This is a genomic window from Microbacterium pollutisoli (genome assembly GCF_053586795.1).
In genome coordinates this window covers 565,862-591,197 of record NZ_JBNYWT010000002.1, presented here as the reverse complement: position 1 = coordinate 591,197, position 25,336 = coordinate 565,862, and the positions used below count along the sequence as shown (strand labels likewise).

23 protein-coding genes are annotated in these 25,336 nt (G+C 72.1%); 14 read left to right on the top strand and 9 right to left on the bottom strand.

What is annotated here, in order from left to right:
* Positions 1 to 2: 2 nt before the first annotated feature.
* The gene (locus tag ACQ143_RS07640; RefSeq protein WP_449570086.1) at positions 3 to 344 is read left to right on the top strand and encodes a tryptophan synthase subunit alpha; all 342 of its coding nucleotides are present in this window, start codon (positions 3 to 5) and stop codon (positions 342 to 344) included.
* A gap of 5 nt (positions 345 to 349) precedes the next feature.
* Here ACQ143_RS07640 and trxA read toward each other — a convergent pair whose 3' ends face one another.
* The 4 genes from trxA to ACQ143_RS07620 all read right to left on the bottom strand — a co-directional run bounded on the left by trxA (position 350) and on the right by ACQ143_RS07620 (position 5,683).
* Positions 350 to 673: a thioredoxin gene (gene trxA / locus ACQ143_RS07635; RefSeq protein WP_449570085.1), complete on the bottom strand. Its 324-nt coding sequence runs from the start codon at positions 671 to 673 to the stop codon at positions 350 to 352.
* A 71-nt stretch (positions 674 to 744) separates the two neighbouring features.
* Entirely contained in the window at positions 745 to 1,731 is a 987-nt protein-coding gene (gene trxB / locus ACQ143_RS07630; RefSeq protein WP_449570084.1) for a thioredoxin-disulfide reductase, read from the bottom strand.
* A 126-nt stretch (positions 1,732 to 1,857) separates the two neighbouring features.
* A complete protein-coding gene (gene murJ, locus ACQ143_RS07625) occupies positions 1,858 to 3,456 on the bottom strand; it encodes a murein biosynthesis integral membrane protein MurJ (RefSeq protein WP_449570083.1) in 1,599 nt (532 codons plus the stop codon).
* On the bottom strand, positions 3,449 to 5,683 hold the full coding sequence (locus ACQ143_RS07620) for a DUF6049 family protein (RefSeq protein WP_449570082.1): 2,235 nt from the start codon (positions 5,681 to 5,683) through the stop codon (positions 3,449 to 3,451). Before ACQ143_RS07620 ends, murJ begins: the two co-directional genes overlap by 8 nt.
* 69 nt (positions 5,684 to 5,752) lie before the next feature.
* On the opposite strand from ACQ143_RS07620, the gene ACQ143_RS07615 reads away from it, so the two are divergent.
* The 4 genes from ACQ143_RS07615 to ACQ143_RS07600 all read left to right on the top strand — a co-directional run bounded on the left by ACQ143_RS07615 (position 5,753) and on the right by ACQ143_RS07600 (position 12,254).
* Positions 5,753 to 7,333: a DUF7059 domain-containing protein gene (locus ACQ143_RS07615; protein ID WP_449570081.1), complete on the top strand. Its 1,581-nt coding sequence runs from the start codon at positions 5,753 to 5,755 to the stop codon at positions 7,331 to 7,333.
* 10 nt (positions 7,334 to 7,343) lie between these two features.
* The gene (locus ACQ143_RS07610; protein ID WP_449570080.1) at positions 7,344 to 8,771 is read left to right on the top strand and encodes a CCA tRNA nucleotidyltransferase; all 1,428 of its coding nucleotides are present in this window, start codon (positions 7,344 to 7,346) and stop codon (positions 8,769 to 8,771) included.
* 34 nt (positions 8,772 to 8,805) lie between these two features.
* The gene (gene malQ, locus ACQ143_RS07605; RefSeq protein WP_449570079.1) at positions 8,806 to 10,980 is read left to right on the top strand and encodes a 4-alpha-glucanotransferase; all 2,175 of its coding nucleotides are present in this window, start codon (positions 8,806 to 8,808) and stop codon (positions 10,978 to 10,980) included.
* Between the two features lie 74 nt (positions 10,981 to 11,054).
* Positions 11,055 to 12,254: a Fic family protein gene (locus tag ACQ143_RS07600; RefSeq protein WP_449570078.1), complete on the top strand. Its 1,200-nt coding sequence runs from the start codon at positions 11,055 to 11,057 to the stop codon at positions 12,252 to 12,254.
* Positions 12,255 to 12,284: 30 nt separating this feature from the next.
* Here the strand turns inward: ACQ143_RS07600 and ACQ143_RS07595 are convergent, their stop codons facing one another.
* Complete coding sequence (locus tag ACQ143_RS07595; protein ID WP_449570077.1) at positions 12,285 to 12,593, bottom strand: hypothetical protein; 309 nt, start codon at positions 12,591 to 12,593, stop codon at positions 12,285 to 12,287.
* A 135-nt stretch (positions 12,594 to 12,728) separates the two neighbouring features.
* On the opposite strand from ACQ143_RS07595, the gene ACQ143_RS07590 reads away from it, so the two are divergent.
* Genes ACQ143_RS07590 through ACQ143_RS07570 form a run of 5 tightly spaced genes read left to right on the top strand, consistent with a single transcriptional unit; the run spans position 12,729 to position 18,536 of the window.
* Positions 12,729 to 13,706, top strand: coding sequence for a glycosyltransferase family 2 protein (locus tag ACQ143_RS07590; RefSeq protein WP_449570076.1), 978 nt, complete (start codon positions 12,729 to 12,731; stop codon positions 13,704 to 13,706).
* Positions 13,703 to 15,064, top strand: coding sequence for a polysialyltransferase family glycosyltransferase (locus ACQ143_RS07585; protein WP_449570075.1), 1,362 nt, complete (start codon positions 13,703 to 13,705; stop codon positions 15,062 to 15,064). The genes ACQ143_RS07590 and ACQ143_RS07585 overlap by 4 nt, the downstream gene beginning before the upstream one ends.
* Positions 15,061 to 16,299, top strand: coding sequence for a cytidylyltransferase domain-containing protein (locus tag ACQ143_RS07580; RefSeq protein ID WP_449570074.1), 1,239 nt, complete (start codon positions 15,061 to 15,063; stop codon positions 16,297 to 16,299). Before ACQ143_RS07585 ends, ACQ143_RS07580 begins: the two co-directional genes overlap by 4 nt.
* A gap of 27 nt (positions 16,300 to 16,326) precedes the next feature.
* Positions 16,327 to 17,199, top strand: a complete 873-nt coding sequence (locus ACQ143_RS07575) for an N-acetylneuraminate synthase family protein (RefSeq protein WP_449570073.1) — start codon at positions 16,327 to 16,329, stop codon at positions 17,197 to 17,199.
* A gap of 2 nt (positions 17,200 to 17,201) precedes the next feature.
* Positions 17,202 to 18,536, top strand: coding sequence for a DUF6716 putative glycosyltransferase (locus ACQ143_RS07570; RefSeq protein WP_449570149.1), 1,335 nt, complete (start codon positions 17,202 to 17,204; stop codon positions 18,534 to 18,536).
* An 18-nt stretch (positions 18,537 to 18,554) separates the two neighbouring features.
* Here the strand turns inward: ACQ143_RS07570 and ACQ143_RS07565 are convergent, their stop codons facing one another.
* On the bottom strand, positions 18,555 to 19,721 hold the full coding sequence (locus ACQ143_RS07565) for a hypothetical protein (RefSeq protein WP_449570072.1): 1,167 nt from the start codon (positions 19,719 to 19,721) through the stop codon (positions 18,555 to 18,557).
* A 21-nt stretch (positions 19,722 to 19,742) separates the two neighbouring features.
* Entirely contained in the window at positions 19,743 to 20,489 is a 747-nt protein-coding gene (locus ACQ143_RS07560) for a hypothetical protein (RefSeq protein WP_449570071.1), read from the bottom strand.
* Positions 20,490 to 20,771: 282 nt separating this feature from the next.
* Between ACQ143_RS07560 and rpsF the strand changes: the two genes are divergently transcribed.
* The 4 genes from rpsF to rplI all read left to right on the top strand — a co-directional run bounded on the left by rpsF (position 20,772) and on the right by rplI (position 22,410).
* Positions 20,772 to 21,110 carry a 30S ribosomal protein S6 gene (gene rpsF / locus ACQ143_RS07555; protein WP_449570148.1) on the top strand — a complete coding sequence of 113 codons (339 nt, stop codon included), beginning with the start codon at positions 20,772 to 20,774 and terminating at the stop codon, positions 21,108 to 21,110.
* A 5-nt stretch (positions 21,111 to 21,115) separates the two neighbouring features.
* Positions 21,116 to 21,625, top strand: coding sequence for a single-stranded DNA-binding protein (locus ACQ143_RS07550; RefSeq protein ID WP_449570070.1), 510 nt, complete (start codon positions 21,116 to 21,118; stop codon positions 21,623 to 21,625).
* Positions 21,626 to 21,691: 66 nt separating this feature from the next.
* Positions 21,692 to 21,946, top strand: coding sequence for a 30S ribosomal protein S18 (gene rpsR / locus ACQ143_RS07545; RefSeq protein ID WP_005054609.1), 255 nt, complete (start codon positions 21,692 to 21,694; stop codon positions 21,944 to 21,946).
* A gap of 11 nt (positions 21,947 to 21,957) precedes the next feature.
* A complete protein-coding gene (gene rplI / locus ACQ143_RS07540; protein WP_449570069.1) occupies positions 21,958 to 22,410 on the top strand; it encodes a 50S ribosomal protein L9 in 453 nt (150 codons plus the stop codon).
* 75 nt (positions 22,411 to 22,485) lie between these two features.
* Here rplI and ACQ143_RS07535 read toward each other — a convergent pair whose 3' ends face one another.
* Together ACQ143_RS07535 and ACQ143_RS07530 are read right to left on the bottom strand one after the other, a co-directional pair.
* Positions 22,486 to 23,877, bottom strand: a complete 1,392-nt coding sequence (locus ACQ143_RS07535) for a chaplin family protein (RefSeq protein WP_449570068.1) — start codon at positions 23,875 to 23,877, stop codon at positions 22,486 to 22,488.
* Between the two features lie 78 nt (positions 23,878 to 23,955).
* Entirely contained in the window at positions 23,956 to 25,122 is a 1,167-nt protein-coding gene (locus ACQ143_RS07530; RefSeq protein WP_449570067.1) for a hypothetical protein, read from the bottom strand.
* Positions 25,123 to 25,336 lie beyond the last annotated feature (214 nt).

Sequence of the window (25,336 nt, the reverse complement as noted above, 5' to 3'; positions counted from 1 at the left end):
GGGTGTTCGATCAGCCAGACCCCCCGCGCAACGTCAGCCTGGAAGTGCTGCGTGCCGAAGCCGCCGACGAGCTGTCGGTGCTGATCGAGGCGCGGCTGCGTGCGGGCCAGGACCCGTGGGACTTCATGGACGTGCTGCCCTCGGTGGACGAACTCGTCGTCATCATCGAACGGCGCGAGCGGCTCGACCGCGCGGGCGTGACCACGCCCACGGCGCCGCAGAACTACGACATCCTGCGGCAGATCGCGATCGACCACCCGCCGCTCACCGGCGCGGTGTGGCACTTGTTGGGACGCCCGCCACACCGCATCTGGGATGCGTCATCCCAGGCCGAGGCCAGCTGAGCAGATCAGCCGATGTAGCCGGCGAGGTCCTGCTCGAGGGCGAACTTCGGCTTGGCGCCGATGATCGTCTTCTCGACCTCACCCTTGTTGAAGACCTTCATCGCCGGGATCGACGTGATCTGGTACTTCATGGCGAGGTTGGGGTTCTCGTCGACGTTGAGCTTGAGAACCGTGATCTTGTCGGGGTTCTCGCTCGCGATCTCGTCGAGGATCGGTCCGACCATGCGGCAGGGGCCGCACCATTCGGCCCAGAAGTCCACGAGCACGGGGCCCTCGGCGTCGATGACGTCCTGCTGCCAGGTGCTCTCTGTGGTGGCCTTGGCGGTCATAGTCCTGTCTCCTTCATAGGGGTCGCGGGTGTCGTCAGAGCCAACGCCGACGACACGCGGATTGTTCCGGGTCAGACCGCGCCGACGTCGGCGAGCCCGTCGATCTCGGCCGCGGTGACCTCGGGGGCACCGGCGTCGCCGCGGGCGGCGAGGTAGTGCTCGACGTCGAGGGCGGCCACGGTGCCGCTGCCGGCGGCGGTGACCGCCTGGCGGTAGGTGGGGTCGATCACGTCGCCGGCGGCGAACACGCCCGGGACCGAGGTGCGCGAGGTGCGCCCGTCGACCCACACGGTGCCGTGCTCGGTCAGGTCGAGCTTGTCGTGCACGAGGTGGGTGCGCGGGTCGTTGCCGATGGCCACGAACACGCCTTCCAGCGGCAGCTCGCGGGTGCTGCCGTCGACGGTGTCGCGCAGCACGACGCCGGTCACGGCGTCCTCACCGGTGATGTCGATCACCTCGCTGTTCCAGACGAACTCGATCTTCTCGTTCGCGAACGCGCGCTCCTGCATGATCTTGGAGGCGCGCAGCTCGTCACGGCGGTGGATCACGTACACCTTCGACGCGAACTTGGTCAGGAACGTGGCCTCTTCCATGGCGGAGTCGCCCCCGCCGACCACGGCGATCGCGCGGTCGCGGAAGAAGAAGCCGTCGCAGGTCGCGCAGTACGAGACGCCGTGGCCGGCCAGGCGGGCCTCGCCGTCGATCCCGATCTTGCGGGGCGCCGAGCCGGTGGCGAACACGATGGCCGCGGCTTCGTGCACGGTCCCGCTGCCCAGGGTCACCCGCTTCACGTCCCCGGAGACGTCCAGCTCGACGACGTCGTCGTAGACGACCTGGGCGCCGAACTTCTCGGCCTGCTCCTGCATCTTGGTCATCAGGTCGGGGCCCATGATGCCCTCGGGGAACCCGGGGAAGTTCTCGACGTCGGTCGTGTTCATGAGCTCACCGCCGGCCTCGACCGAGCTGGCGATCACGAGGGGTTCGAGGTTGGCGCGAGCCGCGTAGATGGCGGCGGTGTATCCCGCAGGACCCGACCCGATGATGATGACCTGACGCACGACGATGCCTTCCTGTGACGTGGGCGCTGGTCGACCCACCGCGTGCAACCCATCGTAATCGCGGCGCATTCCCGCACCCGCTTTCGTTCCGGTGGGTGGATGACTTCTGTGCAGGATGCCGGTGGCTCAGCGCCCGGGCAGGAACCGCTGCACCGCGCGGCGTGCCCCTTGCAGCTCGGGGGCGCGCAGCGCCATCAGCGCCGCGATGTAGGCGAGGCCGGTGGCCGCGGCGATGACGGCCGTGGCGAGGATGGCCACGAACTTGTCGGAGGTCGCCCATCCGTCGACTCCGCCCAGCAGCAGGAACACGAGCCAGCCGATGCCGGCGGCCGGGATCGCGGCGCCGAAGAACCGTGCGTATGCCCGCACTGCGCGGCCGAGCCCGAGCGGCCCGATCTTGCGGCGCAGGAGCCAGACCGCGAGGGCCAGCTGCACGATGTTGGCCACAGACTGCCCCAGCGCGACGCCGAAGGCGAGCAGCGACAGCGGAAGGGTCACGTAGGCCAGCACGGCCGTGACCGACACGAGGATCGCCTGCACGAGGGTGAACAGGAACGGCGTGCGGGTGTCGTGGTACGCGTAGAAGGTGCGCTGCAGCACGAACTGCACCGACAGCGGCACGAGCGCCACGAGGTAGGCGGCCAGGACGAGGGCGAACGACACCGCGCTGGACGACGACTCGGTGAACACGCGCGAGATCGGCACGATGGATGCCACGATCGCGGCCAGGGCGGCCATGATGAACACTCCGATGGTGCGCGTGGAGGTGTCGAGGTCGGCGCGCACGGCGTCGGTGCGCCCGGCGGCCGCGTGCTCGCTGAGCTGCGTGAAGTAGGGAGTGCCGATCGACAGGACGATGACCGAGAACGGCAGCATGAACACGAGCCACGCGAACTGCATGGCCGCCACCGCCGCCCCTTCCTTGGAGGCCGCGCCGACGAGGTTGACCTGGATCGCGCCGGCGATCTGGCCGACCACGACCATGAGAAACGTCCAGCCGGCCAGACGCCCGATGTGGCGCAGGCCGATGCCGCGCCAGTGGAAGTCGGGCCGCACGTGCAGCCCCGCGCGGCGCCAGAACAGCAGCAGCACGAGCGCCTGCGCGATGATGCCGGCGGTGGCGGTGCCGGCGATGAGGGCGATCATCGACGGCGTCCAGCCGGACACCGCCGAGAACGGTCCGAAGAGCCAGATGAAAGCCCCGAACCCGACGATGGACACCAGGTTGTTCACGATCGGAGACCAGGCGAACGGCCCGAAGATGCGGCGCGCGTTGAGGATCTCGCCCAGCAGCGCGTACAGGCCGTAGAAGAACAGCTGCGGCAGGCACCAGTACGCGAACGCGAGCGTCAGCGCGATGGTCTGTGACCCCAGGCGCGACCCGTAGATCTGCACGAGCACCGGCGCCAGGATGACGGCGAGCACGGTGGTCGCGCCCAGGGCGATGACACCGAGGGTGAGCAGCTTCGAGACGAACGCGCTCCCGCCGTCCTTATGACCGGCGGCCTTGATGATCTGCGGCACGATGACACCGGCGAGCAGGCCCGACGAGATGATCGCGTAGATGTTGTTCGGCAGTTGGTTGGCCACGGCGAATGCGTCGGCTGCGCCCGAGCCGACGATCGGCAGGGCGGCGGCCAGCACGATGTTGCGCACGAGACCGGTGGCCCGGGAGACGAGGGTGCCCGCGCCCACGAGGGCACTGGCACGACCGAGGCTAGACATCATCACTCCTGTCGGCGGCACCGGCATCCCCACCCTCGCCGGCACGGGCGGCACGCCGGGCGCGCACGCGGCCCACGGTGCGCAGGATGCCGATCGCCAGCATCCCGGCCACGGCGACGGCCATCACCACGACGCCGACGCCCTCCCATTCGGCGCGCACCGACACGGCCACGCGCACTTCGTCGCCGACGGCGACCATAGTGGGGCTGCGCAGCCGCATGTCGATCGACGACTCGCCGCTGCCCACGCGGGCCTCGACCGGCACTTCGACGCGGGTGTTCTGCTGCGGGCCGGCGTCGACGGGGGTCGTGCTCTGCACCACGAGGCGGGCGTCGCTGGGGTGGGCCAGCAGGACGAGCGAGACCGGCCACGGCAGGTCGTTGCGGATCGCGACGCGCATCGGCGCGCTCGAGCCGAGCAGCACCTGGTCGCTGGGTGGCACGATGCCCACCGCGTCGAGTGTGGCGCGGGTCGCGGCGGTGTGCGCGGCGACCTCGTCGGTCCAGGCGTCCGGCCAGACGCGCCAGCCGTTGCCCAGCAGCTGCAGCATGGACGCGCGCTCGGGCCCGGTGATGAGGGTGGGGTCGGCCAGGATCGTCGCGAACGAGGCGAGCGCGGACTCGTCGTCCCGCAGCGATGTGAGCACGGTGACCCGCGCGGCCTCCGGCTCGATGTCGACGATGCTCGTGGGAACGGGGCGGGCGGAGGCGATCTCGTCGAAGTCGACGGTCGTGCGGCCCGGGAGGTCTTCGGCGGTCTCGATTGCATCGCGCAGGGCGTCCCCGGTCCGGGCGCCCGCGCGGTCGACGGTGACCAGCAGGGTGCTGCCGGCGGGGGCGAACCGGGCGAACGCCGTCGCGGCGGCCAGGTGGCCGGCACGGGCGATGTCACCCACGGCCCGCGAGGCGTCGCGGAGCGCGGCCGACACCTCGGCGTCGTACACGAGCAGCTGGGCCTCACCGGCGATGGCGCGAGATCCGGCGGCGGCCGAGGCCGTCGAAGGCACCAGCACGTAAGGGGCCTGGTCGGAGATCGCTGCGCCCAGGGTCTCGACGACGTCGGCGCCGGCGGTGCCGGTGGCCGGCCACAGCACCGGGCCCACGGTGGTGCCGATCGAGAGCAGCGCATCGGTGTCGGGCAGCGCACCGGGCTCGGCGTCGTCCGGCGCGTCGGGCGTGGGGGTCGGGGTGGGGGTGGTGGTCGGGGTCGCCGGCACCGCGTCCGGTCCGCCGGTCGTGCCCGCCGTGGCCCCTGCGCCGGCGCCGGAGCTGGGACTGGGTTCCGGTTCCGGTTCCGGCTCCGGGGTGACGTCGGCGAAGTCGGCCGGGTCGAGGTACGACGCGAGAGTCGGCACGGTCAGCGGCCGGGCCAGTCCGGAGTGCACCTGCGCCGCGAGGTCGGCGTCGCCGAACTCCAGGGCGAAGCGCTCGTTGGGCAGCGCCAGCAGGTCTTCGAGCCAGAGCACGGCCGATTCGGGGGCGCGTGCGCCCAGGGCCCGGATGGCTGCGGGGATCGCGGGATCGACGGCGAGGATGACATCGGTGCCGGTCACCGCGTCCAGCTGATCGCGCAGCGCGCCGCTCTCTCCGGTGGCCAGCGCCAGCTCGTCCGCGGTGAGCAGTCCCGCGCCGGTGGGTTTGGCGGTGAGCGGCACGACCACCGCGACGCCGGCTTCCGCGGTCGTGTCGTCCGGCACGGTCACCACCGCCGCCGCGGTCTTCACCCGCTGGTCGGACGTGTACGTGGCCAGCAGCGGGTACACGCCCGGCGTCAGGTCCTCGCTGCCGAACTGCGCGGCGGGGATCATGATCTCCATCGTGCGCTCGCCCAGCGGCGGGATCACCTCGAAGGCGACCTCGGCCAGCTCGGTGACGGCCACGTCGGGCCGGTCCGGCCCCAGCCACGCCGCGACGGCGGCGCGGTCGGCCAGCGGGGCGCGCCCGAGAGACACCATCACCTCGCCGCCGTGCACGGACGAGGACGACCGGTTGTCGGCGGTCAGCGCGATCAGCAGGCTCTGACCCGGCGACAGCACGCCGTCGGCACGCGGCGCCATCGCGAAGGTGAGCGCCTCGCCGACCTCGGCCGCCCGCACCTGGGTGCCGGGGACCAGCACGAGCGCGGCGGCGACGAACAGGGCCGCGGCCGCCGCCACCACGCGCCGCAGCGCGCGGTCGACGCTCTGGCGCGGGGCGCGCAGGCCCCGGACACGCGGGTTCATGGTCATGACGGGATTCGACTCCTGTGCGATCCATGACCGCACGATCAGGTGCGATTCTAGTGGTGGAGACCTGTGATGACCCTGCCTGAGCCCGACCCCGCCGCCGTCCGGTCGCTACGCGCCGACCTGGCCGCCGCCGGGTATACCGCCGATGCCGTCCGCGACGCCTGGGGGCCGATCGCCGACGAGGCCGTCGGTCACGGTCTGCACGGTCCGGCACTGACCGCCCTGGGCGACAGGTCCGACGCGGTCGCGACGCTGTGCCGGCTGCTGTTCCTCGGGGTGCCCGTTGAGGCGGATGCCGTGGCCGCGGCCCTGCCGGTGGGCGGGATCGGCGCGCTCGTGCGCCTGGGACTGGCGCGCGTGGACGAGGGGCTCGTCGTGCCGCTCGCGCTCGTGCGCCCGCAGGACTACGCCGGCGCCGTCCGCCGGCACCCGGAGCGATCCGACACCGCGGATGCCGGCGGTCAGTGGTGGATCGCGAGCGACCTCGACGAGGCCGCGCTCCGCGGCGCCCTGCCGGTCGGGCACGTGCTCGGCGTCGGCGGCGCGTCGCTGACCCTGGCCGGACTGCAGCTGCCCACCGCCGGACGGGTGCTGGACGTGGGCACCGGCTGTGGCATCCAGGCGCTGCGGGCCCGCCTCGACGCGGACGGGGTAGTCGCCACCGACATCTCCGAGCGCGCGCTGCGCTTCACCGCCCTGAACGCCCTGCTGAACGAGGTCGACGGCATCGAGACCCACCACGGGAGCCTGTTCGAGCCGGTCGCCGGCGAGCATTTCGACCGCGTGGTGTCCAACCCGCCGTTCGTGATCACGCCCCGCGTCGAGGGCGTGCCCGCGTACGAGTACCGCGACGGCGGCATGGCCGGGGACGACCTCGTCGCCGCGTTCGTGTCCGGTGTCGGCGACGTGCTGGCCCCGGGCGGGGTCGCCCAGCTGCTGGGCAACTGGGAGTATCGCGACGGTGCGGACGGCCTTGACCGCGTGCGGGCGTGGGTGGAGGCGGCCGCCGTGCCCCTCGACGCGTGGGTCGTCGAACGTGAAGTGCTCGATCCGCTCGGGTACGCGGAGCTGTGGGTGCGCGACGGCGGCACGGCACCCGGCTCGCCCGACTACGCCCGGCTGGTGGAGGCGTGGCTGGCCGACTTCGCCGCCCGCGGCGTCACCGCGATCGGCTTCGGCTACCTGCTGCTGCGCCGCCCAGCGTCCGCACCCTCGCTCGCCCGCTACGAGCGGATCACGCAGCCGGTGTCCGGGCCGCTCGGCCCCCACCTGCGCGACGCGCTGGCCGCCTGGGACCGGGTGCAGGCGCTCGACGACGCCGCTCTGTCCCGCGCGGTGCTGACCGTCGCCGGCGATGTCACCGAGGCCCGCCACCATGTGCCCGGCGCCGAAGCCCCGCAAGTGATCGAGCTGCGCCAGGGCGGCGGGTTCGGGCGCGTCATCGACGCCGACCCCGCACTGGCGGCGCTGGTCGGGGCCTGCGACGGCGACCTGCCGGTGGGGCTGCTCATTGATGCGATCGCCGAACTGCTCGAGGTGGATGCCGGGGCGCTGCGCGCCGAACTGCTCCCGCGCGTGCGGGAGCTGCTGTTCACCGGCTTCCTCACCGCCGCCCCCGATGCGTCGGCGGCAGCGGCGGCGGGCGTTTAGGCTCGAATCCATGCTGAACATGGCCGAGGGGCTCGCGCGCCTGGGCGAGCTGGCCGCATCCCCGGTCACCGCCCGGCTGGGGGCGGCGTTCGCCGACGCCGGTTTCGACCTCGCGATCGTCGGCGGGCCGGTGCGCGACGCGCTGCTGGGGCGGATCACCCACGACCTGGACTACACGACCGACGCGCGCCCCGACGACATCCTGAAGATCGTGAAGCCGATCGCGACGGCCACGTGGGACATCGGCCGGGCGTTCGGCACCATCGGCGCCAAGGTCGACGGCGAACAGGTCGAGATCACGACCTACCGCGCCGACAGCTACGACGGCACCACCCGCAAGCCCACGGTCGCCTTCGGCGACGACCTCGAGCACGACCTCGCGCGTCGCGACTTCACCGTCAACGCGATGGCGCTGCGGGTGCCCGGGCCCGCGCTCGTCGACCCCGGCGGCGGCGTCGAAGACCTCGTGGCAGGCGTGCTGCGCACCCCGATCGACCCCCGGGTGAGCTTCGGCGACGACCCGCTGCGCATGATGCGCGCCGCCCGCTTCGCCGCCCAGCTCGGCTTCGACGTCGCCGACGACACCCTGGCCGCGATCAGCGAGCTGCGCGAGACCATCCGCATCGTGAGTCCCGAACGCATCCAGGGCGAACTCGTGCGGCTGCTGCAGACCGATGACCCCGGCCGCGGCATCCGCATTCTCGTCGACACGGGCCTCATGGCCGAGTTCCTCCCCGAGGTGCCGGCCCTCCGCCTCGAAGTCGACGAGCACCACCACCACAAGGACGTCTACGAGCATTCGCTCACCGTGCTCGCGCAGACGATCGACCTCGAGAAGCAGCGCCACCCCGACGCCGCGCCCGACGTGACCCTGCGCCTGGCCGCCCTGCTGCACGACATCGGCAAGCCCGCCACGCGCCGGCTCGAGCCCGGCGGCGGCGTCAGCTTCCACCACCATGACGTGAAGGGCGCGCGCATGGCCCGCAAGCGCCTGCAGGCGCTGCGGTTCGACGGGGCGACGATCGGCTCGGTCAGCCAGCTGATCGAGCAGCATCTGCGGTTCTTCGGCTACTCCGAGGGCGCGTGGACCGATGCGGCCGTGCGCCGCTATGTGCGCGACGCCGGCGCCGAACTCGAGCGCCTGCACATCCTCACCCGTGCCGACGTGACCACGCGCAACAAGCGCAAGGCGGCCCGGCTGAAGAACGCGTACGACGACATCGAGCGGCGCATCGCCGAGCTCGCCGCGCAGGAGGAGCTCGACGCGATCCGCCCGGAGCTGGACGGCAACCGCATCCAGGAGGTGCTCGGCATCCGACCCGGCCGCGAGGTCGGCGAGGCCTACCGTTTCCTGCTCGACCTGCGCCTGGACGAGGGCATCCTCGGCGAGGAGGAGGCGGAGCGCCGACTGCGGGAGTGGTGGTCGAGGCGGGGCTGACGCTGGCAGGATGAAGCCAGACGAAGGGACGGCCATGAGCGAGAGCCCGATCACCGGCGAGAACCCGGCAGCAGACCCCCCGTCGCCCGCGCTGGCGGCGCTCGCCGAGGCGCACGGCGTCGCCACCCATTACTGGTCGTTCTTCGGTGAGGACGTCACGGTGCCCGCCCGCACCCTGCGCGCCGTGCTGGCCGCCATGGGCGTCGACCCGCAGACCGACGCCGAGGTCGACGCGGCGCTGGCCGAGGCGATCTCGCAGCCCTGGCGGCGGCTCATCGCCCCGACGGTCGTCGTCCGCGCCGGCGGCGGGATGCTGGTCGTGAACGTGGCGGACCGGCACGACGTCACCCTCACCGTCGCCCTGGAAGACGGCGGCCGGCGCGACCTGCCGATCCCCGAGCAGCGGCCCGAATCCCGCCTGGTCGAGGGCGTCATCGTGTGGCGGGTGCAGGTGCCGCTGCCGTCCGACCTGCCGCTGGGCTGGCACACCGTGCACGTCGTGCAGCGCCCGCACGGTGGGGGTGAGCCCGACCGCACCGCCGAGTGCACGCTCGTGGTGACGCCCACCCGGCTGCCCGAACCGCCCGCACGGCCCGGCCGCGGGGGACGGTCCTGGGGCCTGATGGCCCAGCTGTACTCGGTGCGGTCGCGGGCGTCGTGGGGGATGGGCGACTTCGCCGACATGGGCGATCTGGCCGCGATCGCCGGGGCGCGCGGCGCGGACTTCCTGCTGGTCAACCCCGTGCATGCCGCCGAGGTCACCGTGCCGATCGAGGCCTCCCCGTACCGCCCGGCCACCCGCCGCTTCCTCGCCCCGCTGTACGTGCGGCCCGAAGACATCCGCGAGGTCGCGTATCTGGATGCCGGGGCACGGGCACGTCTCGCCCAGGCCCACGCCGCGGTGGCGGACCTGAACACCGACGCCGACCGGATCGACCGCGACGCGGTGTGGACGGCCAAGCTCGCCGCGCTGGAGATCGTGTTCGCCGCGCCGCGCTCGCCGGGTCGCCAGGCCGACCTCGACGCGTTCATCGCCCGCGAAGGCGCCGCGCTGCGCGAGTTCGCCCTGTGGTGCGCCCTCGACGAGCACTACGCCGGCACCGAGCGCCCGGCCGAGGCGTCGGATGCCCGCTCACCGCTGGTCGCACAGCTGGCCGAGGAGCTGGCCGACCGCGTCGACTTCCACTGCTGGCTGCAGTGGGTCGCCGACGAGCAGGCCGCCCACGCGCAGCAGGCGGCGCGCGCGGCGGGTATGCGCATCGGCATCATGCACGACCTCGCCGTCGGCGTGCACCCGGCCGGCTCGGACGCGTGGTCCCTACGCGATCTCTACGCGCAGGGCATCACCGTGGGCGCGCCGCCGGACATGTACAACCAGCAGGGGCAGAACTGGAATCAGCCGCCGTGGCTGCCCGGGGCGCTGGCCGAGACCGGCTACGCCGCCCTGCGCGACATGGTGCGCTCGCTGCTGCGGCACGCCGGCGCGCTGCGCATCGACCACGTGATCGGCCTGTTCCGGCTGTGGTGGATCCCCGCCGGCGCCGGCGCCGCCGAGGGCACGTACGTGCGCTACGACCACGAGGCGATGATCGGGGTGCTCGCCCTCGAGGCGCATCGCGCCGGCGCCGTCGTCATCGGCGAGGATCTGGGGCTGGTCGAGCCGTGGGTGCGCGACGAGCTGGCCGCCCGCGGCATCCTGGGCACCTCGGTGCTGTGGTTCGAGCAGGACGGCGACGCGCCCCGGCCGCCCGAGCACTACCGCCGGGACGTGCTGGCCACCGTCAACACCCACGATCTGCCGCCCACCGCCGGCTACCTCGCCGACGAGCACGTCGCGCTGCGCGCCCGCCTCGGGCTCCTCGAACAGTCCGTCGACGACGCCCTCGCCGATGCCGCCCGCGAACGGTCCGCCATGCTCGCGCTGCTGAAGGACCGCGGCCTCATCGACGCCGACGCGACCGAGGAGCAGATCATCACCGCGCTGCACGTGCTGCTGACCGCCGCACCGTCACGCCTGCTGGGTGTCGCTCTGGTGGATGCCGTGGGTGAGCGTCGCGTGCAGAATCAGCCGGGCACCGACACCGAGTACCCCAACTGGCAGGTGCCGCTGGCCGACGCCGCCGGCACCGCGGTGCTGCTCGACGACCTCGCCACCGACCCGCGTTTCGTCGCACTGACCGGCGCGGTCGACGCGGCGCTGCGCGACTGAACCGTGCTTCGCACCAGGAACAAAAGGCACATTGTCATCTGACAATGTGACTCAAAGGCCATTAGAGTCACATTGTGGACCTGTCAATGTTCCAACTCGGTGCTCCCGGAGCGTTGATTCCGATCAAGGGGATCGACCCGGAACTTGGCGCGTGGACGCACTCGGCTTTCGTGCCCGAACCGCTCCGTGACGTGACGCCTGAACTCTCTCCGGCGACCTACCTTGCTGTCGGCAATGCGAGAGCCGCTCTCGCCGCGCTCGATAGCACGGCACGTCAATTGCCCAATCCCACTCTGCTCCGCACGCCGACGCTTCGTCGTGAAGCGCAGAGTACGTCCGCGCTCGAGGGAACATATGCACCGCTGAGCGAGGTGCTGACGGCTGACGAGGATGATCCGGCAACCGCGGCGCTCGTCGAGGTGCTTAATTACGTGCGTATGGCCAACGCCGGGTTCGACGCGATCTCCCGCGGGCAGGGCCTGTCGGTGAGCATGCTCAGTGAGCTGCAGGGCGTACTCATGCGCGGCACGCCATTGCACGCCGTTTCGGGCCAGTTGCGGGATGTCCAGGTGGTCATCGGACGACGAGAAGAGGCTGACCCGGGGGGCTTTCCGGTACACGCGGCCAGGTTCGTTCCCGTTCCACCGGGATACGCGCTCGAGACAGGGATGCGCGACCTCATCGACTGGATGCGTGCTGATCACGCCTCCGCGATCGACCCGGTCGTTGCGGCGGCGATGTCGCACTACCAGTTCGAGACTCTGCACCCTTATCGCGATGGCAACGGCAGACTCGGTAGGTACCTCGTCGTGATCCAGCTGCTGACCAGCGGTGTCCTATCGGAGCCCACCCTTACAGTGTCACCGTGGTTCGAAGCGCGGCGGGCGACCTACTATGAGCGGCTCCTCGGCGTGAGCACGCACGGGCAGTGGGATCCCTTCGTGGGGTTCTTCGCTCAGGGCTTGCAGGCGGCGGCCGACCAGACGCGTCGGCAGATGGTCGCGCTCGTCGCTGTACAGAGCGAGCTGAAAGACCGACTTCGAGCATCGCGCTTGCGCGCAGACAGCGCTCACGCACTCGTCGACCTCGCCATCGCGAACCCCTCCTTCACCGTCCGGACCGTGGAGTCCGCGCTGTCCATCTCGTACGCGCGGGCGAACAAGCTCGTCGGCCAACTCGTGGATCTGGGCATTCTCGACGTGCTCGATCCCGCTGCCTACCGGCGACGGTTCTTCGCTCCGCGCGTGCTCTCCGTTCTCACCGACCGCGCGTGAGCTCTCGCGCGGCGCTGCGCGACTGAAACCTCACTCCTCCAGGTCCTGAAGCGTCAGCAGACGCGCACGGGCGGGGTCGCCGTCGGGGAGCAGGAGCAGCGCGGCGCCGGGGGCGAACGGGTCGCGCGGCGCGAGCGTGCGCAGCAGCGCGTCCCCGTCGACGCCGGCCGCGCGCAGCGCGGCGAGCTCACTGTCCCGCAGGTCGACCGGCGTCGGCCCGTTCCCCATGTCGCTCCCGTAGACGAGCCGTCCGCCGCGGGCGGCGAACCGGCGCACATTGTCGAGGACGATCGCCGCGGGCTCGCCCTCGTGGATCGCCATCGTCGAGATCCACGACACGGATGCCGCCTGCTCGGCGCCCCATGGATCCCGAGGGTAACTCGATCGACCGGCCGGCGTCAGGGGTCCGGGTCGTTCCCCGCACGTTCACTGCGGTGCCACCGGCCTGTCACACAGGCTTGCGAACATCCCCCCGTGGTGAAACCCGTCGTGACCGTCATCCTCCCCGCGAAGGATGCCGGTGCCTACATCGCGACGACGCTGACCACCCTCGCCCGCCAGTTCGACGACCTCGACCGTCTCAAGCTCGTCGCGATCGACGACGGCTCACGCGACGACACCGGCGCGCAGATGCGCCACTACGGGGAGCAATTCGCGCACGCTGAGGTGATCACCAACCCCGAGCCGGTGGGCCTGGCCAGTGCGCGCAACCAGGGGCTGGGGCGCGTCGAGGGCGACTACTACGTCTTCGTCGACGGCGATGACTGGATGCAGCCGCTGCGGCTGCAGGCCCTCGTCGAGACCATGCAGGCCCTGGGCACCGACTTCGTGCGCACCGATCACGTGACCGCGACCGAAGGCAGCCGCCGGCTGGTGCGCGCCCCGTTCCCGTGGCGCGGCCGCGCTGTCTCACCCCGCGACGCGATCCTGCCCGCCGACGAGTCGACCATGGTCGACTACCCGTATGCGTGGGCGGGCATGTTCCATCGCCGGACGATCGACGAGGGGCTGGCCGCCTTCCCCGACGGCCTGTTCACCGCCGAGGACCGGCCCTGGATCTGGCGGCTGCACCTGGGCGCCGAGTCGTTCGCCGTCGTCGACGCGCCGACCCTGCTCTACCGCCGCGGGGTGACCGACTCGCTCACCCAGATCCTCGACCGCCGCCAGCTCGACTTCCTGCCGGCCCTCGCGCAGGCGCTCGACGCCGTGGAAGCCGATCGCGAGGCCGCGCGGTTCCGGCCCAAGATCGTCGCGACGACCCTCGCGATCTGCTCGCACCACCTGTTCCGGGCGCGCGGCATGGCCGTGGCCGACCGCGCCCGCCTGCGCACCGGCATCCGCGACCTGGTCGCCCGCATGCCCGCCGCGGAATTCGACACCGCGCTGGAACGGCTCTCCGACCGGCGGCGCCGGCTGCTGGCCCGCACGGTGCGGGAGGTCCGACGGGCATGACCCAGGTCTTCGTGCTGAACTCCGCCTACGGGCTGATGACCGCGGTCGCGGCGATGGATGCCGGGGAGGTGCCCCCGGCCGACGGCGACCGGATCCTGTTGACGGTGAACGCGGCGACCACCCCCGAGACCGTCGCCGACCTCGAGGCGTCCCCGCACCTGCGGAGCCTGATCGCCCGGTTCGACCACGTCGAGTCGGTCGGGGCGCTCGTGGCCCCGACGCTGCCCACCCGCTGGGAGCCCGACGTCGAAGAGCTCGTGCTGCTCGAACGGCTGCTGCGCCGCGCGTGGGGGATCGGCGACGGTGCGGTCGAGCTGTTTCTGCAGTCCCCGCAGGTCGCCCCGGCCCTCACCGTTCTGCGGCTGTTCCCCACGGCACCGGTGACGATCATCGGCGATGGGCTGATGACCTACGCGCCGCTGCGCCGCCGACTCCCGCACACGCTCACCGGCCGCGTCGGATCGGTCGTGTACGCCGACGTCGTGCCGGGGGTGACCCCGCTGCTGCTTGCCGGCACCGCCCGACCGGCACCGCTGCCGGTCGACCGCTTTCGTGCCGTCGTCGACGAGGTCGCCGTGCACACCGCCGACGCCGACCTCGACGTGCTGGCCACCTCACCCATGCCGACCGTGCTGATCCTCGGCCAGTACCTGGCCGCACTGGGCCTCATGTCGGCCGCCGAGGAGCAGGAGATGCAGCGGCGGATGGTCGACGAGGCCCGGCGCTTCGTGCCCGAGCGCATCGTGTTCAAACCGCACCCGTCGGCACCGCCCGCGCTCGCCGCCGCGGTGGCCGACCGGGCGGCCCAGCTCGGCCTCGCGTTCGAGACCTACACCGGGGCCGTGCCGGCCGAGGTCGTCGCCGCCCGCCTGCACGTCACCGGCGTCGTCGCGGGATTCTCCACGGCGCTGCCCACGCTGCGCGCCCTGTACGGCACGCCGCCGGCCGCCGTCGGCACCGAGGTGCTGCTGCAGCGCCTCGACCCCTACGAGAACAGCAACCGGATCCCCGTCACGATCGTCGACGCGCTCACCCGCTCACCGTCGCCCTACGCCGCTCCCGGGCGCCTGCAGCACCTCGTCGACGCGGTCGGCTTCGCCATGCAGCCGCGGGTCGCCGCGAGCCTGCGCCCCCGCGCCGAGACCCTGCTGGGCGAGCTCGATGCGGTCGAGCGGGACCGGTACTTCGCGCCGGCACGCCTGACGGAGCTGCGGCTGCCCGGGGCGCCGCCCCCCGGCATCCTGGACCGGATGCTGGCCGCCTCGGGCAGCACCGGACGGCTGGAACAGGCCCGGCTGTCGCTGCGCGGCGCCCACCGTCGTGCCGGGCGCGCGTGGAAGGCGGTGCGCGGCACATGACCGACGTCGTGCAGGTGGTCGCCGTCATCCCCGCCCGCGGCGGGTCGAAGGGCGTGCCGCGCAAGAACGTGCGCCGGGTCGGCGGGGTGCCGCTGATCGCCCGCGCCGTGCGCGCCGCCGCGCAGGCCACCACGGTCGATCTCGTCGTCGTGTCGACCGACGACGCCGAGATCGCCACCATCGCCGCGGATGCCGGAGCCCGCATCGTCGCGCGGCCGGCGCAGCTCGCCGGCGACACCGCCACCTCGGAGAGCGCCGTGCTGCACGCGCTCGACGTGCTGGCCGCCGACGGCCTCACCCCGCAGATCGTCGTGTTCGTGCAGGCCACCTCGCCGTTCCTCCCCAGCGCGGGCATCGACGCCGCCGTCGCCGCCATCGGCGAGGGATACGACAGCGCGTTCGCGGCCCACGAGTCCTACGGCTTCCTGTGGCGACGCGCGACCGACGGCACCGCCGCGGCGATCAACCACGACGCCGCCCGCCGCCCCCGCCGCCAGGACCGCGAACCGCACTACCTCGAGACCGGCGCGTTCTACGCCTTCAGTGCCGCCGGCTTCCGGCGCAGCGGGCACCGGTTCTTCGGCCGCACCGCCGTCATCGAGGTGCCGGAGTCCACTGCGATCGAGATCGACGACCTCGACCAGCTCGCCCGCGCCGACGCCCTCGCGCCGCTGCTGGCCCCGGAGACCGGACCCCTCGATGTGGATGGCGTCGTCACCGACTTCGACGGCGTGCACACCGACGACACCGCCCTCACCGACGCCGACGGCCGCGAGCTCGTGCGCGTGAGCCGCAGCGACGGCATGGGCGTCGGGCTGCTGCGACGCGCCGGCATCCCCATCCTCATCCTGTCGACCGAGACGAACCCGGTCGTCGCCGCCCGCGGCCGCAAGCTCGGGGTGCCGGTGCTCCACGGTGTCGACGACAAGGCGGCCGCGCTGCGCGCCTGGGCCGCCGACACCGGCATCCCCCTCGCCCGCATCGCCTACCTCGGCAACGACGTCAACGACCTGCCCGCGCTGGCTCTGGTGGGCTGGCCGACCGCGACCGCCGACGCCCACCCGCGCGTACGCGCGGCGGCAAGACTCGTGCTCACCCGCCGCGGGGGCGACGGCGCCGTGCGCGAACTGGCCGACCGTGTGCTCGACGGGCGCAGCACCGCCGCTTCGCCGCCTGACGGCCAGGCCGGCGACACCGCCGATTCACGCGGCGTTCACAGCTCGGGCGCACGCTGAGAGCACACGCACACCGGAGGAGACGCCATGACCGTGAGCATCGGATCGCAGACGGTGGGTGCCGCTGCGCCCGTCTACGTCATCGCCGAGATCGGCCTCAACCACAACGGCGACGTCGAGATCGCCAAGCAGCTCATCGACGTCGCCGCGCGCGCCGGCGCGGACGCCGTCAAGTTCCAGAAGCGCACCCCCGAGATCGCCACGCCCGCGCACATGCGCGACGTGCCGCGGGACACCCCGTGGGGCACGATGTCGTACCTCGAGTACCGGCACCGCGTCGAGTTCGACCGCGACCAGTACATCGAGATCGGCGACCACGCCACGATGCACGGCCTGCACTGGTTCGCCTCGCCGTGGGACGTGCCCAGCGTCGAGTTCCTCGAAGACCTGGGCGTCGTCGCGCACAAGGTGGCCTCGGCGAGCCTGACCGACACCGCGCTGCTGCACGCCCTGCGCGACACCGGCAAGCCGGTCATCCTGTCGACCGGCATGTCGACGATCGACCAGATCGACCGCGCCCTGTCCGAGCTCGACACCGACCGGGTCGTGCTGATGCACGCCACCTCCACCTACCCGCTCGAGCCCGAAGAGGCCAACCTCCGGATGATCCCCGCGCTGCGGGACCGCTACCCGGGGATTCCGGTGGGCTACTCCGGTCACGAGCGCGGTCTGCAGATCTCGCTGGCCGCCGTCGCCCTGGGCGCCGTCGCCGTCGAGCGGCACATCACGCTCGACCGCACCATGTGGGGCTCAGACCACGCCGCGTCGCTCGAGCCGACGGGCCTGGAGCACCTCGTTCGCGACATCCGCGTCATCGAGAGCGCGCTGGGCGACGGCGTCAAGCGCGTGTACGACAGCGAGCAGGCGCCGATGGCCAAGCTGCGGCGCATCGCGGTGTGACCATGCGCTTCGGACGTCCTCCGCGGCTGCGCGTGGTGGCGATCGCCGACGCCGACTCGTTCGTCAAGTGGGCCGCCCACCTCATCGACGCCGTGCCCGATGTCAGCCGCCACCTGCTGCTGGTGCGCACGCCCCTGTGCGTGAGCGCCGAGCAGGAGCGCGCCGCCCTGGCCGGCACCGCCTTCGACGCCGACCGCGTGACCCGTGTAGACCACGGCGGCCTCGCCGCATGGCTGGCCCGCGACCGCCCCGACGTGGTCGTGGTCTCCGGCCGCGGACCTTTCGTGCGCCTGGTGCAGCGGGAGATCGACCGGGTGCACCCCCGGCCGGTCGTGGTGACGGGGCTCCCGGGCATCTCGATCCCCGCCCAGCGCGGCGCCGCCCTGTACCGCCGGCACAGCGACCTCATGGTCGTGCATTCGCGGCGCGAGCTGCGCGCGTTCGACGAGCTGGGGCGACGGCTGGGCGCACCGCTGCACCTGGGCCTGGCCACCCTGCCGTACGCGCGCCGCCAGTACGGCGGCAGCGGCGGCACCGACCTGGTGTTCGCCGCGCAGGCCATCGTGCCGCGGGAGAGCGCCGACCGCCGCGTGGTCGCCGACATCCTGCGCCGCGCCGCGCTGGCCGACCCCACGCGCCGCGTCGTGGTGAAGCTGCGCTCGCGGCCCGACCGCGGCGAGACCGAGACCCACCACGAGGTGACCGCCTACGCCGACCTGCTGGCCGACCGGCCCGACAACCTCGTGTTCTCGCATGCCCCGATGGCCGAAGCGCTCGCCGGTGCCGAAGGGCTGGTGACCGTCAGCTCAACCGCCGCGATCGAGGCGATGGCCCGCAGCATCCCCGTCATCGCGCTCGACACGTTCGGGGTGCGCAAGACGCACCTGAACACCGCCTTTGCCGGCAGCGGCGTGCTCGGCTCGGCTGACGACGTCGTCGCGCGTCGGTTCCGCCACCCGCACCCTCTGTGGATGAGGGACAACTACTTCCACGACCCCGCCGAATCGACGTGGTGGGACGAGGTCGTCGACCTCGTCGCCCGGCGGCGCCACGGCCTGCTGCCGGCCCGTCCGATCCCCCGGCCGCGGGGCGGGGCGCTGCACGCGGCCTGGCAGCGCAAGAGTGTGCTCGGCACCGAGGACCACACCTTGGCCGGCGCGGTCGCAATGACGGTGGCGACGCCGCTGGTGGGGGTCGCGCTCACGCTGCGGCGCCTGCGCGGCCGGCGCGGGGCCATGACCTGGGCCGACGACACCACCGACTTCACCGTCACTCCGGCGCGCTATCAGGATCCGATCGTGCGGCGTCGGCGCCCCGCCCTGGCCGGCATCGAGTGATCCGGCCGGCTCCGGTCGTCAGAACAGTACGCGCGACTGGAGGAGGACGAAGAACACCGCGAAGACCCCCACGATCGCGATTGTCGCCCACGGGACGCCGCCCTTGAGCCGTCGCCCCTGAGCCGCGACGCCGGGTGGCGGACGCAGTGCTGCGGTCGGGGCGGCGAAGGGCGTGGATGCCGCGGCGCTCACCGCCGCGCCGGCTCCGCCCGTCGGGGGCACGGCCGCGGCCGCCGCCAGCCGGTCGTCGCGCCACCGCTCCCACTGGGCGAACTTGTCCAGCAGTGCCGCCACGACCGAGAACAGCCACGCCCACGTGCGCGGATCGAGGGTCGAGAACTGGCGCTTGGCGTAGAGGAACAGCCAGTCGTCGACGATCTCGACGTCGAGCGCCGCGGCGTTGTCGATGAACCGCGCCATGATGTCGGGCGTGAACAGGTAGAGCGCGTCGCGCTCATACCCCTGCGGGCAGTACAGCGAGAAATAGCGGTCGAAGTCGCCCTCCAGCCGCAGCCGCTGGTCGCGGTCGAACGAGGACGGCAGGTTCGAGCCGAACAGGCCGTTGTTGCCCGTGGCATCCAGCACGATGTGCGGCAGCGGCGACGACAGCTTGACGGCGATGTAGCCCCAGTGGTGCGTGGTCTGGTTCTTGCCCGACCCCGTCGTGTAGCTGTAGTTGCCGAACTCGACGAACCGGGGCCGCTCGCCGCGGACGATGTCGGTGGCGGTGCGGTCGCGGCCGACCGCGAAGATCATGCCCGGCAGCGGGGGATTCTTCGCCTGGGCGTGCCAGCTCATGCCGTTGGCCTGGGCGAACCGGTCGAGCCGGTACCAGCGCTCGCGCTTGCCGCCGCGGAGCTGCCGGTAGATCAGCGCTCCGAGTCCGGCGAGGAAGACGCCGAAGACCACGAGCGGCCCGATTCCGAAAAGCACGCCGAAGCCGCCGGGTGCATCGCCGACGGCCTGGATCATGCCCACGGCCACCCGCATGAACGTCGAGGCGAAGAAGAAGACGAACACCACCGCGATCACGGTCATCACCACGGTCGCGACCGTCGAGGTGCCACCGGGCAGCCGGCCCTGGCCACGCAGCCGGTCGAGGTGGGCGCGCATCTCGGTCTTGTCGACCGGGTCGGTCAGCGGGCGGGCGTCGAACGGCAGCGACGCGGGGGGCGGTGTCGTCATCGCGGCCAGGCTACCCGGTGCTCAGCGATCGTCGTCGGCGGTCAGGGCCGCGTCGGCGGGCACCGGCTGGGCGTCGAAGCGCGTGTCGGCGACCAGGGCGGCGATGAGTGCGGCCTCACCGCCGACGAGCGTGCAGTCGAGGTCCACTTCGCTGACCATCACCCAGGCGCGGTCGGCCGGCCAGACGATGCTCGGGGCCGCGGCCGACGGCTCGAACCCGTGCTCCTCGGCGATGCGGTCGCGCCACGGCACGTGCAGCACCCAGTCGGACGAGGCGAGCTCGCGCACGCCCCCGCGGAACAGCACGTGGCCCCGCCCCGGCAGCTCGAGCCGCGGTCCCTCGGAGATCTCGCGCGAGAGGATGCCCTCCTGCCAGGTCTGCTTGCGGTACGGGTTGTTGAACCGGTCCTTCACGGCGTGGCCCAGCATCGCGTTGTGGTGGGCGAGGGCCCCGTCGCCCGGGTCGCCGAACTGGAAGAACGCCCGTGACCCGGCCTCGCCGAAGTGCCCGAGCAGGCCGCCGGTGCCCTCCCACAGGCCGACGAATCCGTCGTCGGGGGTCGTCGTGTGCGCGGTGAGGATGCCGGCGATCATCGCGACCAGCTCGGCGCTCGGCCCCTCGGGCAGCTCGGGCGTCTCACTGCGGTGCGGCACCCGCGCGTACGCGGCGAAGCCGCGCGGCACGACGTCGTGGATTGTCCCCCGCCACGGGTCGTCGACCCGCTCGCGGATCCAGTCCCCGGCATCCACCCCCGCCGTCCACTCCATACCGTCACGCTACCCGGCGCCTCCGCACCCGCCCTGGTTCATGTCGCAGGACTTTTTGCGCGCCCGCGGCGTGTCGCGGGGGCGGCGCGCCCGGGATCCTCGAAATCTCCTGCGACACGAACATCGCCCGGCATCCGCTAAACTGTTGAGGTTGTCCGCATGCGCCCCTGCGCGCGAATCGGCGGACGATGTGCAACAACCCTCCTGATGCCGGGAACCGCCCGGTATCCGTTCTAGTCCGAAGGAGGTGGGTTAGTGACGCACTCCCACCAGTACGAGCTCATGGTCATCCTCGACCCCGAGGTCGACGAGCGCCAGGTCGCGCCCAAGCTCGACGGGTTCCTGAAGGTCATCACCGACGGTGGTGGCTCGATCGACAACGTCGACATCTGGGGCCGTCGCCGGCTGGCTTACGAGATCCAGAAGAAGACCGAGGGCATCTACGCCGTCGTCAACTTCACTGCGACCGCCGAGGCCACGCAGGAGCTCGACCGTCAGTTGGGTCTCAACGAGCAGATCATGCGCACCAAGGTGCTCCGCGCCGAGGAAGCCATCGCCCAGGTCGCCGCCGAGAAGCAGCGCGCCGAGGCCAAGGCAGCCCGCAAGGCCGCGAAGGCGTAACGCTCATGGCCGGCGAAACCATCATCACGATCGTGGGCAACCTCACGGCAGACCCCGAGCTGCGGTACACGCAGAACGGCCTGCCCGTCGCGAACTTCACGATCGCCTCGACGCCGCGCAACTTCGACCGTCAGGCCAACGAGTGGAAGGACGGCGAAGCGCTGTTCCTCCGCGCGAGCGTGTGGCGCGAGTTCGCCGAGCACGTGGCCGGTTCGCTCACCAAGGGGATGCGGGTCATCGCGACCGGTCGCCTCAAGCAGCGCTCCTACCAGGACCGCGAGGGCAACAACCGCACCGCGATCGAGCTGGAGGTCGACGAGATCGGCCCCTCGCTGCGCTACGCGACCGCCCAGGTGACGCGCGCCGCTTCCGGCGGCGGCAACTTCGGTGGCGGTGGCGGTGGCCAGCAGCGCCCGCAGGTGCAGCAGGACGAGCCGTGGTCGACCCCCGGTTCGGCCGCGCCCGATGCATGGAGCGCTCCCGGCACGAGCTACGGCGACGACACGCCCTTCTGAACCCGGGCGTTCACCTCACACAGATCAGTGGATGCCGCGGCATCCACCCGTAATTAAGGACACAACATGGCTGGAAAGGCTACCGGCGATCGCCGCAAGCCGCGGAAGGGCGCGAAGAACGCCGCTCCCGCGAAGGCGATCCGCGTCGGCGTCATCGACTACAAGGACGTCGCAACCCTCCGCAAGTTCATCTCGGAGCGTGGGAAGATCCGCGCCCGTCGTATCACCGGTGTCTCGGTGCAGGAGCAGCGTCTGATCGCCAAGGCGATCAAGAACGCGCGCGAAATGGCGCTCCTGCCCTACGCCGGCGCCGGCCGCTAAGGAGCACCTCAATGGCAAAGCTGATTCTCACGAACGAGGTTGCCGGGCTCGGAAGCGCCGGTGACGTCATCGAGGTCAAGAACGGGTACGCCCGCAACTACCTCATCCCCCAGGGCTTCGCGGTGGCCTGGACCCGCGGTGGCGAGAAGCAGGTGGCGTCGATCCGCGCCGCCCGTGACGCCCGCGCGATCCACGACCACGAAGAGGCCGTGGCGCTCAAGGAAGCGCTCGAGTCGAACACCGTCAAGCTGACCGTCAAGGCCGGCAAGGAAGGCCGTCTGTTCGGTTCGGTCAAGACCGCCGACGTGGCCGACGCCGTCAAGGCCGCGGGCCTGGGCGACCTCGACAAGCGCAAGATCCACATCACCAGCCCGATCAAGGCCGTCGGTGAGCACGAGGCGACCGTTCGCCTGCGCGACGACCTGACCGCCGTGATCACTCTGCAGGTGGTCGCCGCCAAGTAAGGCGCGCACGCCGGATGCCGCGACTCGGCCCTCCACGGAGGGTCCGGGCCGCGGCATCCGTCGTTTACGGCCGGGTCACACGGTGCGGCGGCGCAGCACCAGCAGCGCCACCCCGCTCACCAGCGCGACCACGGCGAGGCCGAGCCCGACGACCTGACCGCCCGTCTCGGCCAGCGCGGTGACGGCGACCGGATCGGCCGCGGCGACGCCGGAGACCGGGGCGCCGTCGTCCGTCGACCCGTCGTCGGTGCCGGGGTCAGTGCCGGGAGTCGTGCCGGGGTCCGTTCCGGGGTCGGTGCCGGGCGTCGTGCCGGGGTCCGTGCCCGGGTCCGTTCCGGGGTCTGTGCCGGGATCCGTTCCGGGGTCCGTCCCCGGGTCGGTGTCCACCACTGCGGGTGTCGTGCTGGTGTCACCGATCAGCGAGATCGCGTTGCCGCCGAGGTTGATCGGCAGGGCGACGGGTGCGACGACCTGTGTGCCCCCGAGCAGCGCGTCGGAGCCGTCGGTGGACGGTGCCGGCGCGGTGTCGTCCGTCCCGGTGGTGCCGGGCGCGGCGGGAGCGCTGCTCGAGTCACTGTCCCCGATCAGCGTGATGGCGTTGCCACCCACGGTGATCGGCAGGGCGACGGGTGCGACGACCTGGGTGCCCCCGAGCAGGGCGTCGGAGCCGTCGGTGGACGGTGCCGGTGCGGTGTCGTCCGTCCCGGTGGTGCCGGGCGCGGCGGACGCGCTGGTCGAGTCGCTGTCTCCGACGAGCGTGATGGCGTTGCCGCCGACGTTCACGGGCGCCGTGATGGGTGCGACGACCTGGCTGCCGGAAGCGGTGCCGTCTGCGCCGTCGGTCGACACCGCCGGCACGCTCGTGCCCTCTGCCGGTGCAGCCGTGCTCGGTGCCGAAGCCGACGTGCTGCCGTCGCCGATGAGCGCGATGGCGTTGCCCGTCGCGGTCACCGGTGCGTTGACCGGTGCGGCGACCTGCGTGCCCGAGGCGACAGCGTCCTCACCGGTGGTCGTCGCCCCGGTGCTCGGAGCGTCGGCCGGGTCTTCGGCGGCCGCGTCCTCGGCGGGTGCCGCCTCGGCGGGCTGCGCCGCGGCATCCGTCTCGCTGTCCCCGAGGACCGAGATCGCGTTGCCGCCGATCGTGATCGGCACCGTGATCGGGATGACCGCCTGGGTACCCGACGCGGTGCCGTCCGAGCCGGACGTCGACGCCGAACCGGCATCCGCCGGCGCCGTACCGGCTTCCGCCGGAGCGTCCTGCGTCGACGAGCTGTGCGAGTCGCCGAGCAGCGTGAGGGCGTTGTCGCCGATGGTGATCGGCAGGTCGATCGAGATGAGGCTCTGGGTGCCCGAGAGCAGCCCGTCCTCGCCCGAGGTCTCGGCCGCCTGCGCGACCGTCGCGCCGAAGACGGTGATGCCTCCGGCCAGGAGCGTGCCCCACAAGGCACGCGTGATGAAGGTCTTCATGGTTCTCTCCTTGAGTGATCTGATTTCCGGCGCGCGGATGCGCGGCGGAGGCGTGCCGCAGAGCGCGGCCCGCCCAGATCAGTCGGGAGAGACGTCGGTGTCGAACACGGGTGAGGCCGGCGCGGATTCGTCCCCGGCCCCCGTCCGCCGCACCCAGGCACGGTGCGCGACGAGCGGAGCGAGGGCGGTCAGCGCCCACACGCCGGACCCCGGGCCCGACGACCCGGATGACAAGGTGGAAGACGGGGGCACCAGCGCCGGCGCAGGCAGCGCACCCGGCGCGTCGGCGGCGGCAGGGGCGCTCTGGCGCATCGTCTCCGGCGGTGCACCGGCTGCTGCGGCCGGTGCCGACCAGAGGTGCACACGAATCATGGATGCCGGAGGCGCGCCCGGTGGGTTGGACTCGGCGCCCGACGCGTTCGACTCCGGCGGTGCCGGGGCCGGCGACGCGGGACCACCGGCATCCACGCCTGGCGCGGGCACCGGTGCGGCCCCGGGCTGGTCGGGTGCGGGGACTCCCCGATCGGGCGCAACGGCGTCGAGGATCGGTGCAGTGACGGGAGCGAGGGCATCGCGCACCGGGTCGAGAACGGGGGCCACGGCGTCGGTGACCGGCTTCACCGCGGCGAGGACCGGTGCGACACTGTCGACGACCGGCTGCGCGGCGTCGAGGACCGGCGCGACGCTGCCGACCACCGGTTGCACGACTTCGACGACCGGGGCGACGGCACGGGTGACAGGCTTCGCGGCCTCCAGCACGGGGGCCACGGCGTCGGCGACGGGACGGACGGGTTCGAGCGCGGGCGGGAGCGCCGTCGTCGTCTCTCGGACGACCGACAGCACAGGCTCGACGACCACCGGGTCACTGACCACCACGTCGATCGTCTTCGCGACCGGTGCGGTGGCGTGCTCGACGATCGGGACCACCACCTCGGTGGCGACCGACATCACGTCGGTCACGGAGCTCAGCGCACCCCGGGGTTCGTCGTCGTCGGCTTGGGCCTGGGACGAGCCGAACAGCAGCGACAGAGCGACACCCGCGAAAGCACCGGCCGTCAGCACCGCCGCGAGGCGCGCAGGACGCCACCGGATGCCGCGTGTGCCCACGTTCACCTCCACGACGAGTCGTCGACGCCGCGGTGCCGCGGTGTCGTCGGGATGCCTGGACCTCAGACCGTACCCCGGCACTGCTCCCGGTGTCGAGGGGTTGCCGCCGTCCAGGTTCTGGGCAAGCCCTGTGGACACGGGCGGGATTTGCCCGCTGACCGGGACCGACGCCGACGACTGATCGGCCTCGGATTCGCACTTGACAAATCCCGGTTCTGTCCCCAGGTACTCCACACTGTGGGGAACCCTCAACCCACACTTCAACCACAATCCCCGTCCACAGGGTGTGAAACGAAAAACACCAGGTCGGACGGTAAAACGCAGGTGAAAGTCCCCGGAAAACGGTGAGTTC

What these genes read in the sequence shown, in the direction of transcription:
- rpsR (WP_005054609.1), top strand. Translation starts at nt 21,692, where the DNA reads ATGGCTGGAAAGGCTACCGGCGATCGCCGCAAGCCGCGGAAGGGCGCG.
- trxA (WP_449570085.1), bottom strand. Translation starts at nt 673, where the DNA reads ATGACCGCCAAGGCCACCACAGAGAGCACCTGGCAGCAGGACGTCATC.
- ACQ143_RS07610 (WP_449570080.1), top strand. Translation starts at nt 7,344, where the DNA reads ATGCTGAACATGGCCGAGGGGCTCGCGCGCCTGGGCGAGCTGGCCGCA.
- ACQ143_RS07560 (WP_449570071.1), bottom strand. Translation starts at nt 20,489, where the DNA reads ATGGAGTGGACGGCGGGGGTGGATGCCGGGGACTGGATCCGCGAGCGG.
- ACQ143_RS07580 (WP_449570074.1), top strand. Translation starts at nt 15,061, where the DNA reads ATGACCGACGTCGTGCAGGTGGTCGCCGTCATCCCCGCCCGCGGCGGG.
- ACQ143_RS07565 (WP_449570072.1), bottom strand. Translation starts at nt 19,721, where the DNA reads ATGACGACACCGCCCCCCGCGTCGCTGCCGTTCGACGCCCGCCCGCTG.
- murJ (WP_449570083.1), bottom strand. Translation starts at nt 3,456, where the DNA reads ATGTCTAGCCTCGGTCGTGCCAGTGCCCTCGTGGGCGCGGGCACCCTC.
- ACQ143_RS07570 (WP_449570149.1), top strand. Translation starts at nt 17,202, where the DNA reads ATGCGCTTCGGACGTCCTCCGCGGCTGCGCGTGGTGGCGATCGCCGAC.
- ACQ143_RS07615 (WP_449570081.1), top strand. Translation starts at nt 5,753, where the DNA reads ATGACCCTGCCTGAGCCCGACCCCGCCGCCGTCCGGTCGCTACGCGCC.
- rpsF (WP_449570148.1), top strand. Translation starts at nt 20,772, where the DNA reads ATGGTCATCCTCGACCCCGAGGTCGACGAGCGCCAGGTCGCGCCCAAG.
- ACQ143_RS07550 (WP_449570070.1), top strand. Translation starts at nt 21,116, where the DNA reads ATGGCCGGCGAAACCATCATCACGATCGTGGGCAACCTCACGGCAGAC.
- malQ (WP_449570079.1), top strand. Translation starts at nt 8,806, where the DNA reads ATGAGCGAGAGCCCGATCACCGGCGAGAACCCGGCAGCAGACCCCCCG.
- ACQ143_RS07535 (WP_449570068.1), bottom strand. Translation starts at nt 23,877, where the DNA reads ATGAAGACCTTCATCACGCGTGCCTTGTGGGGCACGCTCCTGGCCGGA.
- ACQ143_RS07575 (WP_449570073.1), top strand. Translation starts at nt 16,327, where the DNA reads ATGACCGTGAGCATCGGATCGCAGACGGTGGGTGCCGCTGCGCCCGTC.
- rplI (WP_449570069.1), top strand. Translation starts at nt 21,958, where the DNA reads ATGGCAAAGCTGATTCTCACGAACGAGGTTGCCGGGCTCGGAAGCGCC.
- ACQ143_RS07620 (WP_449570082.1), bottom strand. Translation starts at nt 5,683, where the DNA reads ATGACCATGAACCCGCGTGTCCGGGGCCTGCGCGCCCCGCGCCAGAGC.
- ACQ143_RS07585 (WP_449570075.1), top strand. Translation starts at nt 13,703, where the DNA reads ATGACCCAGGTCTTCGTGCTGAACTCCGCCTACGGGCTGATGACCGCG.